Below are 17,309 nucleotides of genomic sequence, written 5' to 3'. Positions count from 1 at the left end.
CCACTGGAGGAATGACGGAAACGACGACAGGAATCCCCATGACCGACCCCACCGGCGCACCGGCGCCGGTCACCGACGAAGAGATCTTCACCGGGCACGAGGGCGGCAAGCTCTCGGTGGCGGCCACCCGCCCGATTTCCAGCCCGCGTGACCTTTCGATCGCGTACACCCCGGGTGTGGCGAAGGTGAGCCGCGCGATCGCCGAGGACGCCGCCAAGGCCAAGCGGTACACGTGGGCGGACCGGCTCGTCGTCGTGGTGAGTGACGGGACGGCGGTGCTGGGCCTCGGCGACATCGGCGCGAGCGCGTCGCTGCCGGTCATGGAGGGCAAGTCGGTCCTGTTCAAGACCTTCGGCGGGCTCGACTCGATCCCGCTGGTGCTCGACACCACCGACGTCGACGAGATCGTCGAGACGCTGGTGCGGCTGCGGCCGTCCTACGGGGCCGTCAACCTGGAGGACGTCTCCGCGCCGCGGTGCTTCGAGCTGGAGGACAAGCTCAAGCAGGCGCTCGACTGCCCGGTCATGCACGACGACCAGCACGGCACGGCGATCGTCACGCTGGCCGCCCTGCGCGGCGCCAACCTGGTCCTCGACCGGGCGATCGCCGACCAGCGCGTGGTCGTCTCCGGCGCCGGCGCGGCGGGGGTCGCGTGCGCGCGGATCCTGCAGGAGGCCGGCATCGGCGACGTCACCGTCCTCGACTCGCGCGGCATCATCCACCCCGGCCGCGACGGCCTGAACCCGATCAAGACGCACCTGGCCGCGACGACGAACAAGGCCGGTCTCCAGGGCGGGCTGGCGGAGGCCCTCGAAGGCGCCGACGTGTTCCTCGGCCTGTCCGGCGCGACGATCGACGAGACGCTGCTCGGCCGGATGGCGGGCGGCGGCATCGTGTTCGCACTGTCCAACCCGGACCCGGAGGTGCACCCGGAGGTGGCGGCGCGGTACGCGTCGATCGTGGCCACCGGGCGCAGCGACTTCCCGAACCAGATCAACAACGTGCTGGCGTTCCCGGGCGTCTTCCGCGGCGCGCTGGACTCCGGCGCGCGGGCGATCACGGAGAACATGAAGCTGGCGGCCGCCGAGGCGATCGTGTCGGTGGCGATGGACGACCTGGGCCCGGACCGCATCGTCCCGAGCCCGCTCGACCCGCGCGTCGCCCCCGAGGTCGCGGCCGCGGTCGCGAAGGCCGCGGAAGCGGACGGCGTCACGGCCTGACGTTCGCACCCGCGAACGCGTGGCGGCACTTTCCCCGTGAAAGTGCCGCCACTTTGCGTTTCAAAGCCGCACTTTCCCTACGAAAGTGCGGCTTTCGGCGCGTTCAGAGGCCGAGCAGGCCGGGGAGGCGGTGGCGGGGGACGTCGACCAGGCGCAGGTCCGTCAGGTCCTCGGGGACGTCCAGGGAGACGTTCGCCAGGCGGGCGTGGGCCCGCGTGAGCACCTCGTCCTGCTGCTCCACCGCGTCCGCGACCACCACCGCGTGCCGGTTGTCCGGCATGCTGCGCAGGTACCGCAGGGTGTACTTGCCCCGGATCAGCTCCGAGAGAGCCGTCTGGGACCGCTCGTCCGCCAGGTCCGGGTGCGCGTTCGGCACCAGCAGCGCCAGGCGCCGGGCATTCGTGCCCAGCAGGGTGCGCAGCAGCCACGGTCCCGGGTCGGCCGTGAGGTCCATCGCGACGGCGTCGCCCTCGGGTCCCGAGATCGACCAGTCCACCGGCCGGGTCTCCGGCGAAAGCCCGCCGGAGACGGCGATCTCCTTCAGCTGCTCCAGCAGCGCCGGCTTCGTCCCGGTCGCCTCGACCGACTGCGGCCCGTGCGTGTAGATCGCGGACTTCCCCTTGCCGCCGCGCATCTTCTTGGCCTTCGCCGTCGGCTGGCAGACGTACAGGTCCGCCGCGCTGCCGATCGCCTGCGCCCCGAAGTAGCGGTTGAAGTCCGGCAGGATCGCCTCGAACGTCAGCCCGAGCGTGGCCAGCGACCGCTGCACCTGCGCGCCCAGCGCCGGGTGCCGCGGGCTGTAGCCGTACGCGAACAGGAGCCGTCCCTCGGCCGGCTCCCGCAGCGCCTGCACCCCGCGCGTCGCGAACAGGCCCATGCCCTCGGGCGTGTACGGCGGATCGCTGAACACCAGGTCGAAGCCACCGCCGAGGGCCGGAGGCAGGCCGATGCGCAGGTCCGCGTGAGCGGTGCCGATCTCGCGCCCGCCACGGTCGTCGAGGTAGGCGAGCACGCGCTCGTCGAGGTCGACGACCGTCAGCGACGCCGTCGGGCAGACCGCGTGCACCGCCAGCGACGTCAGGTCGTGGTCGCCGAGGAACAGCAGCCGCGCCGACGCGAGGTCGTAGCGCGCGTCCAGCCACAGCGCGCGGCGCAGCACCGTCTCCGGCGTGGCCTGCACGTGGTCGAGCGCGGCCAGCGGCGGCGGCACCTCCGCGACCCACTCGGCGACCTTCGGCAGCAGCTCGTGCGTCGCGACGGCTTCGTCGAGCGGGTCGGCGTAGCGCGGCGCGCTGTACCGCAGGTACGACGCGGCCACGCCGGGGGAGATCCGCAGCCGGTCGCCGCTGCGGTCGAGGTCGTCGCCCAGCGCCGCGAGGACGTCCTCGACGCTGCGCCGGGGCGCCGTGCTCAGCCGCACCAGCTCGCCGAGGTCGTGGTCACCGGTCCGCAGCAGGTCGATGACGCGGTACAGCGGGCGGACGCCGACGCCGTGCTTGGCGAGGACGTCGTCGAGTGCGTTCACGGGCTCTGAGCCTAGCCACCACCTGTCGGAACACCGTGCCAAGCACCGCCGACTCGGCTACGGTCGACGGGACCGGACATGGGGAGTGGGCAAGTGACGATCGAATTCCGCGACGTGACCAAGCAGTATCCCGATGGGACGGTCGCCGTCGACAAGCTGAACCTGACGGTCGAGGACGGCACGATCACCGTGTTCGTCGGCCCGTCCGGCTGCGGCAAGACGACGTCGCTGCGGATGATCAACCGGATGATCGAGCCGACCGGCGGCCAGGTGCTGCTGGACGGCAAGGACGTCGCCGAGGGCGATCCGGCGCTGCTGCGCCGCGGCATCGGCTACGTCATCCAGCACGCCGGTCTCTTTCCACACAGGACGGTCCTGGACAACATCGCCACCGTGCCCCTGCTGTCGGGCTGGGACAAGGCGAAGGCGCGCAAGCGGGCCGCCGAGCTGCTCGAGACCATCGGCCTGCCGGTCGAGGTCGGCAAGCGGTACCCGGCCCAGCTCTCGGGCGGCCAGCAGCAGCGCGTCGGCGTCGCCCGCGCGCTCGCCGCGGACTCGCCGGTGCTGCTGATGGACGAGCCGTTCTCCGCCGTCGACCCCATCGTGCGCGAGGATCTGCAGAACGAGCTGCTGCGGCTGCAGTCGCAGCTGGGCAAGACGATCGTGTTCGTCACGCACGACATCGACGAGGCCGTCCGGCTCGGCGACAAGGTCGCGGTGATGCGCGTCGGCGGCAAGCTCGCCCAGTACGGCACCCCCGCCGACGTGCTGCGCCACCCGGTGGACGACTTCGTCGCGTCGTTCGTCGGCCGGGACCGCGGTTACCGCGGCCTGTCCTTCCTCTCCGCCGAGGGCGTCGAGGTGAAGGAGATCGAGCTGGTCGAGATCGGCTCGACGGTGCCCGCGAGCGACGGCTGGCGGCTGGGTGTCAACGCGGACAAGCAACCGCGCGGCTGGCTGCGGCCGAATTCCACAGTGGACGGAGCACTGTCCGAAGACGACCTCGTCGCCGGTGGCTCGCTGTGGGTCCGCGGAACGCCGATCCGCGGCGCGCTCGACGCCGCGTTGTCCTCGCCCGCCAGTCTCGGTGTGGTCGTCGACGACGACCATCGCGTGCTCGGCGGCGTGGTCGCGAGACAGGTCCTGGACGTGATCGAGGCGACGCCCCAGGCGTCATGAGCTTCTTCGACGAGCTCGGGCACTACCTGAGCAGCGCGAACACGCGTGTCGAAATCCTCGGCGACCTGGGTGACCACGTCTACCTGGCGTTGCTCCCGCTGGTCCTGGGCATCGTCCTGGCGATCACCGCGGGCTGGCTCGGCCATCGCCGGCGGCCCGCCCGGAGGGTGCTGACGGTGCTGGCCAACCTGCTCTACACGATCCCGTCGCTGGCGCTGTTCGTCGTCATCCCCGGCTTGATCGGGTCGAAGATCCTCGACAGCGTCAACGTCGTCGTCGCGCTGACGATCTACACCACGGCGCTGCTGGTCCGCCCGGTGCTCGACGCGCTCGACGCCGTGGCGCCGTCCGTGATCGCCGCGGCCACCGCCGTCGGGTACAAGCCGGTGCGCAAGTTCTTCGCCGTCGAACTGCCGCTGGCCGTGCCGGTCCTCGCGGCCGGCGTGCGGGTGGCGTCGGTCAGCAACATCAGCCTGGTCAGCGTCGGCGCGCTGATCGGCACCGGCGGCCTCGGGGTGCTCTTCACCGACGGCTTCCAGCGCGAATACTTCTCGCCGATCGTCGTGGGCATCGTGTTGACACTGCTGCTCGCGCTGGTCGTCGACCTGGTCCTGGTGGGCATCCGGAACCTCCTGACGCCGTGGGAACGGGCCGGACGCACGGGGGTGGCCGTCGCATGATCGCCGACCTCTTCCGCTGGTTCGGCGACCCGGCCCACTGGTCGGGCCCGGACGGCGTCCCGCAGCGGCTGCTGGAGCACCTCGGCTACGTCGCGCTGTCACTGGTGATCGCCCTCGTCATCGCCGTCCCGTTAGGACTGTTCGTCGGCCACACCGGACGCGGCGGCGTCGCCTTGGTGAGCGCGGGCAACGCGATCCGCGCGCTGCCGACGCTGGGGCTCGTGACGTTCTTGTTCCTGCTCTTCACCGAAAGCGTTACCTCGACGATCATCGGGCTCGTCGTGCTGGCCGTGCCGCCGGTCCTGGCCGGCACGTACGCCGGGCTGCAGGCGACCGACCACGGCGTCGTCGACGCCGCCCAGGGCATCGGGATGACCGGCTGGCAGCGGCTCTGGAAGGTCGAGGTGCCGATCTCGCTGCCGCTCGTGCTCGGTGGCATCCGCAACGCCGTGCTGCAGCTGGTGGCGACCGCCGCGGTGGCCGCGTACGTCGGACTCGGTGGCCTGGGGCGGTTCCTCCTCGACGGACTGGCCATTTTGGACTATTCCGAAGTCATCGCGGGCGCGTTGCTGACGACGGTGCTCGCCATCGTTCTGGACCTCCTTTTCGCGCTGCTGAACCGGGCTCTGGTGCCGCGGGGTGTCCGGCTCGCGACCGCGGCGGCGACCGGCAAGAAGGTGACGGCGTGAAGCGGCTGGGTCTGCTGGCTGCGGCACTGGTCCTGGTGGCCGGCTGCGGCAACCCCCTGGCGGGCGGTGGCGAGGGCGGTTCGAACGGCGACATCATCATCGGCGCGTCCGACGTCGGCGAAAGCCTGCTGCTGGCCCAGATCTACGCCGGCGCGCTGAAGAACGCGGGCGCCACGAACGTGACCGTGCGGCCGCCGGTCGGCAGCCGCGAGGTCGTCGTCAAGGCACTGCAGGACAAGTCGCTGTCGGTGGTGCCGGACTACAGCGGGAACCTGTTGCGCTACTTCGACAAGGACACGTCCGCGACGACGTCCCAGGACGTCTACGCGCAGCTTCGCCAGAAGATCCCCGCGGGTTTCGAGGTCCTGGACCAGGCGCCGGCCGAGGACAAGGACCTCCTGGTCGTCGGGGCGCAGCTGGCTTCGTCGGGCGTGAAGACGTTCTCCGACCTGGGAAAGCGCTGCGGCGAGCTGGTGTTCGGCGGGCCGGGCCAGTGGAGCAGCCGCTGGAAGGACAAGATCAAGACGCTCTACGGCTGCGAGTTCAAGGAGATCCGCACGACCGACACGGGCGGCCCGGTGACGGTGGCGGCGTTGAAGTCGGGCGACGTCCAGGTGGCGGACCTGTTCAGCACGTCGTCGACGATCGCGGCGAACGGGTTCGTCCCGCTGGTCGACGACAAGAACATGTTCCCGGCGCAGAACATCGTGCCGCTGGTGGCGATGGGCACGTTGTCGGCGGGGGAGGTAGCCGCGCTCAACCGCGTCTCGGCGGCGCTGACTACCGAGCAGCTCACCCGGCTGAACGTCGAGTTCACCGAGGAGAAGCGCAACCCGCTCGACATCGCCGAAGACTTCCTGGCGCGCAACAACCTGAGGTCCTAGCTGTCGGTCGCCAGTTTGATGCCGAGGCCGATGAAGATGCCCCCGGTGGCGACTTCGATGCGGCGCTGGTTCTTCTTCCGGCGCACCCACCCGCCGATCCGGCCGGCGAGGACGCCGACGGCGCCGTCGACGAGGAACTCGAACACGATCATGACCGCGCCGAGGAGCGCGAACTGCAGCCACACGTTCCCCCGCGCGGGATCGACGAACTGCGGCAGGAAGGCGATGGTGAAGGTGACCATCTTCGGGTTGAGCAGGTTGGTCAGCAGCCCGCTGAGGTAGGCGCGGCCGGCCGGTTTCTCCACGAGCGGCTTCCGGTTCCGGATGGCCTGCACGCCGAGGTGGACGAGGTAGGCCGCACCGGCGATGCGGACGACGGTGAAGGCGACGGGCACGGCGGCGAAGAGCGCGGCCAGCCCGGCCGCGGCCACGACGACGTGGATGGCCTCGCTGGTGGCGACCCCGGCGGTGGCGAGCAGCCCGGCTTTCGGGCCGCCGCGCATGCCGTAGCCGAGGATGAACAGCATGTCCGGGCCCGGGGTCACCATCGCGACGAGGGTGGTGAGGACGAAGGCCAGGAGGAGGTGGGGATCGACCGGCATGGGCCGATCCTGACACGCGGGCCGCGCCCGGCGAACTTGTTTTCGGCCTCCGGCCCGGTGCCATGATGGATCACATGGCCACCGACTACGACAGCTTCGCCGAGGCGTACGCCGCCGAGAACGAGACCAGCCTCATGAACGCCTACTACACGCTGCCCGCCATCGTGGACCTGGCCGGGGACGTCGCCGGACGGCGGATCCTCGACGCAGGCTGCGGCTCCGGCCCGCTGTTCGCCGCGCTGCGCGAGCGCGGGGCCGTCGTGGCCGGCTTCGACTCCAGCGCCAAGATGGTGGACGTGGCGCGGCGGCGGCTCGGCGACGGCGCCGACCTGCGGGTCGCGGACCTGGGCGAGCCGCTGCCCTACCCCGACAGTGCTTTCGACGACGTCGTCGCGGCCCTGGTCCTGCACTACCTGGAGGACTGGAACGCGCCGCTGGCCGAGCTCCGGCGCGTGCTCGAGCCCGGCGGCCGGCTGATCACGGCCGTCAACCACCCGCTCCTGCACAAGCTGGTCCACCCCGAAAGCGACTACTTCGCGATCGCCCAGTGGTCCGACGAGTACGTCTTCGATGGCCGGAAGGCCGTCCTCACCTACTGGCACCGGCCGTTGCACGCGATGACCGACGCCTTCACGGCGGCCGGTTTCCGCACCGCCGTGATCAGCGAACCGCCGTTCGCGCCGGAAGCCCGTGAAGTCTTCCCCGACGAGCTGGCGAAATTCTCCTCCGGGGCCTTCCTGGGCTTCCTGTTCTTCGTTCTCGAGGCCGTCTAACGACGCAAGGCCGCCGCCAGGAGGCCCGCGTCCTCGATGCCCCGTTCCGGCGGTTCCTCCGGCAGCGGCAGCAGCACCACCGACCCGCTCCCGGCCTCGTGCAGCGCACGCACCGCGGCAGCGCACTGGTCCAGATCGCCGCAGACGGCCAGCCGCGAGAGCCACTCCGGACGCAGCCCGGCCGCGAGTTCGTCCACAGTGGACGAGGAATCCACGAGATCCAGCAGCTCCGAGGCGAACGGCAGCCCCTCGACCTGCACGCGCGCACCGGGAGTCAACGACTCGGCGACTGTCCGCCGAGCCCGCGACGGATCACCCAGCGCCAGCCAGTTGTACGTCACCACCGCATGATGGTCAGGTGCGCCCTCCGCAGAACACCCGGCGGCGATCCCGGAGAGGGCTGTCCGCACGTACTCCGGCGGCGCGGGCTCCGCCAAGATCGTGCCGTCGGCGGACGCACCCGCGATCGCCAGCGACTTCGGCCGGCGAACCCCGGCCAGCACCGGCGGCACCACGGCCGGCGGGAACACCAGTTCCACCCCGTCCAACGTGACGTGCCGGCCCTGCGTGGTCACCCGATCGCCCGCCAGCAGCCGGCGGACCGCCACCAGCGTCTCCTCCAGCGCCGCCAACGGCGAAGCCGGGTACGCGCCGATCTGGCGCATCCACGACGCCACCCCGTGGCCCAGCCCGCCGATCAGCCGGCCCGGGTGCAGCTCCGCCAGCGCCGCCAGTTCCATCGCCGCGATCGCCGGGTTGCGCGCCACCGCCGGCAGGACGCCGATGCCCACCTTGATCGTCGACGTCGCCGCCAGCGCCGTGGCCACTGTCGCGATCCCCGCTGCCCAGAAGCAGTCTTCGACCAGCCAGACCTCGTCGAGGCCCGCGGCTTCCGCCTGGCGGGCCAGCTCGACCAGCCTGGCCGGCGGCTGCTCGCGGTTGATCCGGACGCCGACGGACGAGCTCGGTGCGTACATGCGAAGGCTCCTCAGATCCGGGAAAACGCCGGCGCGTACTCGAACGCGCCCGCCTGGGTGGGTTTGTAGCCGGTGAGCGTGCGGGCCTGGAAGTGCTTGCCCCAGGCCGGATCCGGTGCCGTGATCGAGAGCGTCGACGCCGTGACGAAGCCGAACCGTGAGTAGTACCCCGGGCTGCCGAGCAGCACGACCACGCCGTACCCGAGCGCGTCGGCCGCGCCGAGCACCGCGTGCACCAGCGCCGAGCCGACGCCGGACGCCTGGTGCGCGGGCAGCACGCCGAGCGGCCCCAGCCCGACGGCCGACGTCGTGTCGGCGCCGACGCGGGCCCGGCTGCAGCACACGTGCCCGACGACCTCGCCGTCGTGCACGGCCACCAGCGACAGCGCGTCGAGCAGGTCGCCGTCCGCGCGCAGCTCGCCCACCAGCGGCGCCTCGACCGGGATGACACCGGGTTCGCGCCGGAAGGCTTCGCTGTGGATCGTGTGGACGGCGCTCCGGTCGGCGGGCGTCTCGCGGCGGATCAGCATGGCCGCCACCTTGCCGCGAACCGGCCGCGGGCGAAAGCCGATTTCGCCCGCTCACCCTAGAATCGGACCGAACCGGATGAGGGGAAACCATGGGGATTCGGGAACTGGTCGACCGCGTCGTCAAGCGGGAGGCCGAGGGCATCGTCGCCGTGCAGGTTCCGGCGGTGGACACCGGGCCGGCGCCGGCGTTCGCGCCCGGCCAGGTCTACCTCGAAGTCCGGCTCCGGCAGATGTGGCTGACCCGCGCCCGCGAGCTGTGGCGCGAGTACCTGCCCTTCGGGACGATCGTCACCGAGTTCGCCCACAAGGGGAACACCGTCGCGGTGCCCACGGTGCTCAGCAGCGCCGAGCTCGCGCGCCGGTTCCAGGTCACCGGGGCCGACGACGCCGTCGAGATCGCCAACGTCCGGGTCGCCGGGCCGGTCCCGTACGAAGGCGACGAGGTCAGCCTGCTGGTCGCGCTGTTCCGGGCCAAGACCACCGACTGGATCGCGCGCTCGCTGAAGGTCGTCGAAGACGTCGCCTCGGCGGTCGGGTTCGGCGGGCTCGCCGGCGCCGTGCCGCTGGCGTCGTCGCTGATCCGCGGCATCGAGTCGTTCCTCGAGTCCCCGGACGTCGAACTCCGCGTCGGCGCCTACCGGTCGTGGCAGAGGGGTTTCGAGCCGCTGAACTACTGCGTGATGCGCCGGCCGCGCACGACGGCGTCGGCGGCGGAGCTGGCGTCCCTGCGTGTCTCCGACGGGCGGCTGCACCGCCTCCTCGACGACGGCGTCACCCTCGTGCCCTACACGGAACACGACTTCATCCTGGTCAGCGTCGAAGCGAAGACCGAGCGCGACGACTACCGCAAGCTCGCCTTCTACCCGCTGTGGGAGCGGACGAAGGAGCAGGTGATCGCGGGTGAGCTCGGCGCCGCCCAACGCGCCTGGCGCAAGACCGCGGGGGCGATCTTCACCGACGACCTGACGCGACCCCAGCAGGAAATCCTCTTCGCCGAGTACCAGCGGCTCTATGGCGAGCTGGTCGAGCGCTTCTCGGACCTGGAACTGGCGGAGTACCGCGGCACGACGGCCGAGCCCGCGGCGGCTCCCCTCGTCGACGACCCGCTCGCCCTCCTCCGGGCGGCCGGCGCGTGACCGAGCCGACCGAAGCGGATCTGCAGCTGCTGGGCCTGATCCAGCACGTCCACGGGCTCCTCGGCGAGGGACGCCACCAGGACGCCTACGGAGCCTTGATGAGCGGGCTCGAGCTCGCGGAGGCCGAGTCCGCCGACCGGCTGGCCGTGTTCGCGTTCTACCGGCTGCTGGGGCAGGCCGCGCGCCTGGCGCGGCAGTTCGACGACGCCCGCAAGGCGTACGCCCTCGCCTTCGGAATCGCCCGGGAGCTGGAAGACCTCAACGCGGTCAGCGCCGCGTTCGAAGGGCTCGGCCTGGTGGAGCTGGCCGACGACCGGCTGCCCGAAGCGGACGAGTACCTCGCCGAAGCCGTCAGGGCGGCCGAGGCTTCGGGGGACGCCGACGGTTACCGGGCCGCGCTGCAGAACCACGCGCTGGTGCTGTCGCGGCGCGGGGACGCGCGGGCGGCCGAGCGGTACGAGGAGGCACTGGCCGTCCCGGGGCAGGCGCCGGCCGTCCGGGCGATCACCACCGACAACCTCGCCGAAGAGCTGCACCGGCAGGGCCGCGTCGAGGAGTCCGTCGCGAAGACCCGCGAAGCCGCGGCGATGTTCCGCGAGGCCGGCGCGGGCTACGACGAGTTCGTGGCCCTGCACAACCTCGCCCTGCGGGCTCGCGGGGTGGACGCCGAAGCCGCGACGCAAGCCTTCGTCGATGCCCATGACCTCATCCACCGCCTGCACGCCGAAGTCGACGTCGAGCGCTACACGACCGGGCACGAGCAGATGGTGCGCCGGATCGAGCAGCGGACCGAGGAGAAGTTCGCCGGGGAGCACCCGGCCGACGCGGCACTGGAGATCGGGCTCCTCGCGAAGACCGCGTCCGACGCCACCGACGAAGGGGAGCGGCTGCTGGGACGGCACCGGTACGCCGACGCCGAACGGCTCCTCCGGCAGGCCGAGGCGGCGTGGGACCACCTCGGTGCCGTCCACTGCCTGCCGCGGGTGTGGAACAGCCTCGGCTACCTGTACATGGAGACCGGCGACCACGAAACGGCGTGGCAGTACCTGGAGCGCGCGAAGCAGTACGCGAACCAGCTCGGCGACGCCCGGCGCGAGCTGACCGCCCTGATCAACCAGTGCAGCCTGAGCCGCCGGTTCGAGAACGTCCTGCCGGTCCGGGCCGTCGAGCTGCTGGCGCGGGCCCGTGGCCTGCAGACGTTCGTCCGCGACCGGGAGGCAGCCGAGCGGCTGCCCGGCGTCGAGCTGACGGAGTCGCAGCGCGACGAGCTCGCGACCATCGTCGACGGCGGTGTCCTCGACGGGGTCGCCGCCGGCATCGCGGCCGAGCACGGTGCCGTCGAACTGGAGGAGCGGTACCTGCGGCGGTTCGTCGCCGCCGGCCGGCGGTCGGCCGACGACATGCCAGGCCGGTACGCGAGCCGGCGCGCCCGGCTGATGCAGTTCCTGTTCCGGCAGGGGAAGAGCGACGAGGCCGCGGAGATCGCCGCACAGCTCGAAGCGGCTTTGGCGGCGACTTCGGACGACGCGCTGGTGTTCGTCGTCAACACCGTGCTCGGCGGGCTCGCCTTCGAGGACGGGCGGTGGACCGAGGAGACGCTGCGGCGGCTGGAACGGGCCTGTACCGCCCATTCGGAGCTGCGGCGCGGCGCCGTCGACGTCGGGGAGGCCGGCCGGTTCGCGGTGTACCTCGAGCCGCCGTACGCGCAGGCCGTCGAGGTCGCGATCGACCTCGGGCACGCCGAGCGGGCGTTCGAGCTGGTGCAGGCCGCGAAGTCCCGCGCCCTGCTCGACGCCGTGCGCGACCGGCCGCCGGTCGTGGACGATCCGCTGGCGGACGAAGAGGAACAGCTCTGGCAGCGGCTCGTGCGGTTGCGCACGCGGTCACTCGGCGACGAGCTCTCCCCCCGCGAGCGCGTCACCCGGCTTTCCGAAGTCGACAACGAGATCGAGGACGTCCGCGCCCGGCTCGAAGACGTCTGGGATCAGCTCCCGGCCGATGTCCGATTGCACCGGCTGGCGACGCCGTCCACCGGCCCGGACGTCCGCGCGCTGCTCTCGCTGCGCGGTGAGCGGACGCTGCTCGAGTTCTTCACCGGCGGCAAGGGCATCTACGTCTTCACGGTGGCCGCCGGGGAAATCGGGGTCCGGCTGGTCGTGCCGGCCGGCGATCCCGGGCTGGCCGAGTTCCACCGGCTGCTGAACGAGGACGACCCGCGCGGCCTCGACCGCCTGCTCGCCCAGCCGGTGTACCAGCGGCTGGCGCGGCTCGTCGGGGACGTCCGCACCGACGTGTACGTCGCGCCGCACGGCGTGCTCCACCTGGCGTCGCTGCACCTCGTTCCACGCGAGGACGGCGGGATCGAGCCGCGGCCCGGGACGTTCGTGGTGCCCAGCGCGTCCCTGCTCCGCGCGGCGCACAGCGGGTCGTGGACGCGGCGGGAGTCGCTCGTCATCGGCGGCGACCCGCTCGGCGACCTGCCGTTCGCGCGGGCGGAGGCGGCCGGTGTCGCGGCGCGGCTGGGCGGCGAAGCGCGGTACGGCGGCGACCTGACCTTCGACTGGCTCGCCGGCGCCCTCGACGGCACCGCACGCCTGGTGCACCTGGCGTGCCACGCCGTGTTCGACGAGGCCCGGCCCGAACGCTCGGGCCTGCTGCTCGCCGGCCCCGAGGGCCGGCCGGACCAGGTGACGCTGCCGCGGCTGGCGTCGCTGGACTGGTCGGGCGCGCTCGTCGTGCTCGGCTCCTGCCAGAGCGGCAAGCACCGGGTCCGGACCGGTGACGAGCTGACCGGCATCGCGAGCACCCTGCTCGCCGCGGGCGCGACGGCACTGGTCAGCACGTTCCGCCCGGTCCCGGACCTCGCGACGGCGGTGCTCATGCTCTGGTTCCACGACCGGCTCGGCGCGGACGGCGACTGGTCGCTCGAAGCGGTGAGCACGGCGTTGACCGACGCCCAGCGCCGCGTCGCGGCGGCCAGTGCCCGGGAGCTGCTGACCTGGGTCGTCGAGCGGGTGGCCGCGGGGGGACTGGACCTGGCGCTGGCCTACACGCTGCTTTCGGTGGCGCACCGGGCGGCGGGGAACGTCGAGGAGTTCGCCGCGTGCCGGCACCGGCGTCAGCAGCTCCGGGAAGTGTCCGCGGAGGAAGCAGCGGCGGACATCGCCCGCCAGCGCGCGCTCGGCCCGGGCTACGCGGAGCGGCCCTTCCGCGCGGCCGTGAACTGGGCGCCGTTCTCGATCACTTCCGGCGGCTGACGCTCTCCCGAAAGCCGTGAAGGCCTCCTTACCGGCTCTTGTGGCCGGTAAGGAGGCCTTCACGGACCGTCAAGCGATCAGTCGAACGCCTTCGAGATCAGCGCCTTCTGCTCCACCTCGTGCACCTTCGACGAGCCGGCCGACGGCGCCGCCATCGGACGGCGCGACACGACCTGCAGGCCCGAGAGCAGCTCCGGGAACTTCCGCGGCAGGTTCAGGCCGAAGAACGGCCACGCGCCCTGGTTCTCCGGCTCCTCCTGGACCCACGCGACCTGCGACGCGTTCGTGTAGCGCTCCAGCGCCGCCACCAGCTTCTTCTTCGGCAGCGGGTAGTACTGCTCGATCCGCACGATCGCGACGTCGTGCGCCTCGCGCTTGGTCCGCTCCGCGACCAGTTCCCAGTACAGCTTCCCGGAGGTCAGCAGCACCTTGCGGATGTTCGCCGGGTCCGGCGTGACGTCGTCGATGACCGACATGAACCGGCTCTGGCCGGTGAAGTCGCTGGTCGGCGACGTCGCGGCCTTGTTGCGCAGCATCGACTTCGGCGTGAAGACGACCAGCGGGCGCTGGATGCCGTCGAGGGCGTGCCGGCGCAGCAGGTGGAAGTAGTTCGCCGGGGTCGACGGCACCGCCACCGTCATGGAGCCCTCCGCGCACAGCGAGAGGAACCGCTCGATGCGGCCGGACGTGTGGTCCGGGCCCTGGCCCTCGTGGCCGTGTGGCAGCAGCAGCACGACGTCCGAGCGCTGGCCCCACTTGGCCTCGCCGGAGGAGATGTACTCGTCGATGACGGTCTGCGCGCCGTTGACGAAGTCACCGAACTGCGCTTCCCACATGACCAGCGACTCGGGGTTGGCCACCGAGTAGCCGTACTCGAAACCGACGGCCGCGTACTCCGAGAGCGCAGAGTCGTAGATCATCACGCGGCCCTGGCCGTCGGCCAGGTTCTGCAGCGGCGAGTACTCCTGACCGGTCTTGCGGTCGATGAACACCGAGTGCCGCTGGGTGAACGTGCCGCGCCGCGAGTCCTGGCCGGACAGCCGGACGAGCCGGCCTTCCATCGCCAGCGACCCGAAGGCGAGCAGCTCGCCGAACGCCCAGTCGATGTCGCCTTCGCGGGACATCTTGTGGCGGCGCTCCATGACCGGCTTGACGCGCGGGTGCGGCGTGAAGCCCTCCGGCACGTTCACGAACGCGTCGCCGATGTGCTCCAGCGTCTCGCTGGTGATCGCCGTCGCGACCTTGGCCGGGACCTGTTGCTCCTCCTCGACCGATGGGCTCGCCTTCGCCGGGTGCTTCTCCAGCTCCCGCACCTCGTTGAAGACGTGCTCCAGCTGGCTCGAGAAGTCGCGCAGCGCGGCTTCTGCCTCTTCGACGGAGATGTCCCCGCGGCCGATCAGCGACTCGGTGTAGGTCTTCCGCACCGAACGCTTCGTGTCGATGATGTCGTACATCGCCGGCTGCGTCATCGAGGGGTCGTCGCCCTCGTTGTGGCCGCGGCGGCGGTAGCAGATCAGGTCGATGACGACGTCCTTGTGGAACGCCTGCCGGTACTCGACGGCCAGCTTGGCCACCCAGTGCGCGGCCTCCGGGTCGTCGCCGTTCACGTGGAAGATCGGCGAGCCGATCATCTTCGCGACGTCGGTGGCGTACTGGCTGGAGCGCGAGTGCTCCGGCGCGGTCGTGAAGCCGACCTGGTTGTTGACGATCACGTGCACGGTGCCGCCGGTGCGGTACCCGCGCAGCAGCGACAGGTTCAGCGTTTCGGCGACGACGCCCTGGCCCGCGAAGGCCGCGTCGCCGTGCATCAGGACCGGCAGCACGGTGTAGCCCTCGCCGCCCTTGTCCAGGAGGTCCTGCTTCGCGCGGACGATGCCCTCGAGCACCGGGTCCACGGTCTCCAGGTGCGACGGGTTCGCCGTCAGCGAGACCTTCGTCTCGCCGTCGCCGAACATGCGGAAGTACTTGCCCTCGGCACCGAGGTGGTACTTCACGTCACCGGAGCCGTGCGCCTGGCCCGGGTCGAGGTTGCCCTCGAACTCCTGGAAGATCTGGCTGATCGGCTTGCCGACGATGTTGGCCAGGACGTTCAGCCGGCCGCGGTGTGGCATGCCGATGACGACCTCGTCGAGCTCGTGCTCGGCGGCCTTGTCCAGCAGCGTGTCGAGCAGCGGGATCGCCGTCTCGCCGCCTTCGAGCGAGAAGCGCTTCTGGCCGACGTACTTGGTCTGCAGGAACGTCTCGAACGCCTCGGCGGCGTTCAGCTTCGAGAGCACGTACTTCTGGACCGCGGGGTCCGGCTTCTCGTGCGGGATCTCGACGCGCTCCTGGATCCAGCGGCGCTCCTCGGGGTCGAGGATGTGGGTGTACTCGATCCCGACCGTGCGGCAGTACGAGTTGCGCAGCACGCCCAGGATGTCGCGCAGCTTCATCCGCTCCTGGCCGGCGAAACCGCCGACCGGGAACTCGCGGTCGAGGTCCCAGAGCGTGAGCCCGTGGCTCAGCACGTCCAGGTCGGCGTGGCTGCGCTGCCGGTAGTTCAGCGGGTCGGTGTCGGCCATCAGGTGGCCGCGCATCCGGAACGCGTCGATGAGCTCGATGACGCGGGCGGTCTTGTCGACCGGGCCGTCCGGGATGTCGGCGACCCAGCGGATCGGCTCGTACGGCAGGCGCAGGCTGGTGAAGACGTCGTCGTAGAAGCCGTCCTCGCCGAGCAGCAGCTGGTGGATGCGCTTGAGGAACTCGCCGGACTCCGCGCCCTGGATGATGCGGTGGTCGTACGTCGAGGTCAGCGTCATGATCTTGCTGATGCCGAGGTCGACCAGCGTCTTCTCGCTGGTGCCCTCGAAGGCGGCCGGGTACTGCATGGCGCCGACGCCGATGATGGCGCCCTGGCCGGCCTGCAGCCGCGGCACCGAGTGGTTGGTGCCGATGCCGCCCGGGTTGGTCAGCGAGATCGTGGTGCCGGAGAAGTCGTCCGCGGTCAGCTTGTTGTTGCGGGCCTTCTTGACGATCTCCTCGTACGCCTGCCAGAACTGCAGGAACGACATGTCCTCGCAGCCCTTGATCGAGGCCACGACGAGCGTGCGGGAGTTGTCCTTGCCCTTCATGTCGATCGCGAGCCCGAAGTTGACGTGCTCCGGCGTGATCGCGAACGGCTTCCCGTCGATCAACTGGTAGTGCCGGTTCATGTTCGGGAAGTTCTTCAGCGCCCGCACCATGGCGTAGCCGATGAGGTGCGTGAAGGAGATCTTGCCGCCGCGGGTGCGCTTGAGGTGGTTGTTGATGACGATGCGGTTGTCGGCCATCAGCTTCGCCGGGACCGCGCGCACGCTGGTCGCGGTGGGGACGCTCAGGGAGGCGTCCATGTTCTTCGCGATGGCGGCCGCGGCACCGCGCAGCTGCTTCGACTCCGGCTCTTCCTTCTTCGCGTCCGCCTTCGGCTCCGCCTTGGCGGCGGCCGGCTTCGGCGCGGCCTTCGGCTCGGCCTTCGCGGGGGCCGCCTGCGCCGGGGCCGCCTTGGTGGCCGCCTGCTTGGCCGCCGACTCCGCGTTCTGCACGGCCTTGGGCGAAGGCGACGCCGCCTGGCCGTTGGTGGCCGGCTTGGCTTCGGCCTGCTGCCGGGCGTTGTCCGCCTTGGCCTGCGCGTTCTGCGTCGGCTTGAAGTCCGCGAAGAAGTCGTGCCAGGCGGCATCGACTGAACTGGGGTCTGCGAGGAACTGGTCGTACATCTCTTCGACCAGCCACTCGTTGGGGCCGAACTGTGACGCAGGGCTGCTGCTGGACACGGCTTGGGCTCGCCTCTATCCGTCTCGATCTCGATCTTGAATCCGCTGATGCGCCTACCAGGCTAACCC

13 protein-coding genes are annotated in these 17,309 nt (G+C 71.1%); 8 read left to right on the top strand and 5 right to left on the bottom strand.

The genetic code is table 11. The annotated features are described in order from the left end of the window. The first annotated feature begins 38 nt into the window (after nucleotides 1-38). A complete protein-coding gene (locus tag ACZ4TR_RS22810) occupies nucleotides 39-1,220 on the top strand; it encodes an NAD(P)-dependent malic enzyme (RefSeq protein WP_465288895.1) in 1,182 nt (393 codons plus the stop codon). Between the two features lie 103 nt (nucleotides 1,221-1,323). Here ACZ4TR_RS22810 and ACZ4TR_RS22805 read toward each other — a convergent pair whose 3' ends face one another. Further along, on the bottom strand, nucleotides 1,324-2,745 hold the full coding sequence (locus ACZ4TR_RS22805; protein WP_465288894.1) for a bis-aminopropyl spermidine synthase family protein: 1,422 nt from the start codon (nucleotides 2,743-2,745) through the stop codon (nucleotides 1,324-1,326). A gap of 93 nt (nucleotides 2,746-2,838) precedes the next feature. Here ACZ4TR_RS22805 and ACZ4TR_RS22800 point away from each other — a divergent pair, with 93 nt between their 5' ends. The 4 genes from ACZ4TR_RS22800 to ACZ4TR_RS22785 are packed head-to-tail and all read left to right on the top strand — an operon-like array spanning nucleotide 2,839 to nucleotide 6,177. After that, nucleotides 2,839-3,924 carry an ABC transporter ATP-binding protein gene (locus tag ACZ4TR_RS22800; protein ID WP_465288893.1) on the top strand — a complete coding sequence of 362 codons (1,086 nt, stop codon included), beginning with the start codon at nucleotides 2,839-2,841 and terminating at the stop codon, nucleotides 3,922-3,924. Continuing rightward, nucleotides 3,921-4,604, top strand: a complete 684-nt coding sequence (locus tag ACZ4TR_RS22795; protein ID WP_465288892.1) for an ABC transporter permease — start codon at nucleotides 3,921-3,923, stop codon at nucleotides 4,602-4,604. The genes ACZ4TR_RS22800 and ACZ4TR_RS22795 overlap by 4 nt, the downstream gene beginning before the upstream one ends. Beyond that, nucleotides 4,601-5,293: an ABC transporter permease gene (locus tag ACZ4TR_RS22790; protein WP_465288891.1), complete on the top strand. Its 693-nt coding sequence runs from the start codon at nucleotides 4,601-4,603 to the stop codon at nucleotides 5,291-5,293. The genes ACZ4TR_RS22795 and ACZ4TR_RS22790 overlap by 4 nt, the downstream gene beginning before the upstream one ends. Beyond that, on the top strand, nucleotides 5,290-6,177 hold the full coding sequence (locus tag ACZ4TR_RS22785; RefSeq protein ID WP_465288890.1) for an ABC transporter substrate-binding protein: 888 nt from the start codon (nucleotides 5,290-5,292) through the stop codon (nucleotides 6,175-6,177). Before ACZ4TR_RS22790 ends, ACZ4TR_RS22785 begins: the two co-directional genes overlap by 4 nt. On the opposite strand, the gene ACZ4TR_RS22780 is transcribed toward ACZ4TR_RS22785, so the two are convergent. Next, nucleotides 6,174-6,779 carry a LysE family translocator gene (locus ACZ4TR_RS22780; RefSeq protein WP_465288889.1) on the bottom strand — a complete coding sequence of 202 codons (606 nt, stop codon included), beginning with the start codon at nucleotides 6,777-6,779 and terminating at the stop codon, nucleotides 6,174-6,176. The two genes, ACZ4TR_RS22785 and ACZ4TR_RS22780, sit on opposite strands and share 4 nt — an antisense overlap. 74 nt (nucleotides 6,780-6,853) lie before the next feature. On the opposite strand from ACZ4TR_RS22780, the gene ACZ4TR_RS22775 reads away from it, so the two are divergent. After that, on the top strand, nucleotides 6,854-7,552 hold the full coding sequence (locus tag ACZ4TR_RS22775) for a class I SAM-dependent methyltransferase (RefSeq protein WP_465288888.1): 699 nt from the start codon (nucleotides 6,854-6,856) through the stop codon (nucleotides 7,550-7,552). On the opposite strand, the gene ACZ4TR_RS22770 is transcribed toward ACZ4TR_RS22775, so the two are convergent. After that, on the bottom strand, nucleotides 7,549-8,529 hold the full coding sequence (locus ACZ4TR_RS22770; RefSeq protein ID WP_465288887.1) for an LLM class flavin-dependent oxidoreductase: 981 nt from the start codon (nucleotides 8,527-8,529) through the stop codon (nucleotides 7,549-7,551). The two genes, ACZ4TR_RS22775 and ACZ4TR_RS22770, sit on opposite strands and share 4 nt — an antisense overlap. An 11-nt stretch (nucleotides 8,530-8,540) precedes the next feature. After that, nucleotides 8,541-9,059, bottom strand: coding sequence for a GNAT family N-acetyltransferase (locus ACZ4TR_RS22765; protein ID WP_465288886.1), 519 nt, complete (start codon nucleotides 9,057-9,059; stop codon nucleotides 8,541-8,543). Between the two features lie 89 nt (nucleotides 9,060-9,148). Between ACZ4TR_RS22765 and ACZ4TR_RS22760 the strand changes: the two genes are divergently transcribed. Together ACZ4TR_RS22760 and ACZ4TR_RS22755 are read left to right on the top strand one after the other, a co-directional pair. Beyond that, the gene (locus ACZ4TR_RS22760; protein WP_465288885.1) at nucleotides 9,149-10,195 is read left to right on the top strand and encodes a hypothetical protein; all 1,047 of its coding nucleotides are present in this window, start codon (nucleotides 9,149-9,151) and stop codon (nucleotides 10,193-10,195) included. After that, nucleotides 10,192-13,452, top strand: coding sequence for a CHAT domain-containing tetratricopeptide repeat protein (locus ACZ4TR_RS22755; protein ID WP_465288884.1), 3,261 nt, complete (start codon nucleotides 10,192-10,194; stop codon nucleotides 13,450-13,452). Before ACZ4TR_RS22760 ends, ACZ4TR_RS22755 begins: the two co-directional genes overlap by 4 nt. A gap of 77 nt (nucleotides 13,453-13,529) precedes the next feature. Here ACZ4TR_RS22755 and ACZ4TR_RS22750 read toward each other — a convergent pair whose 3' ends face one another. Continuing rightward, entirely contained in the window at nucleotides 13,530-17,240 is a 3,711-nt protein-coding gene (locus tag ACZ4TR_RS22750) for a multifunctional oxoglutarate decarboxylase/oxoglutarate dehydrogenase thiamine pyrophosphate-binding subunit/dihydrolipoyllysine-residue succinyltransferase subunit (protein WP_465288883.1), read from the bottom strand. Nucleotides 17,241-17,309 lie beyond the last annotated feature (69 nt).

The organism is Amycolatopsis sp. NPDC028719, assembly GCF_055565395.1.
This window is presented reverse-complemented; position numbering and strand designations above follow the sequence as displayed.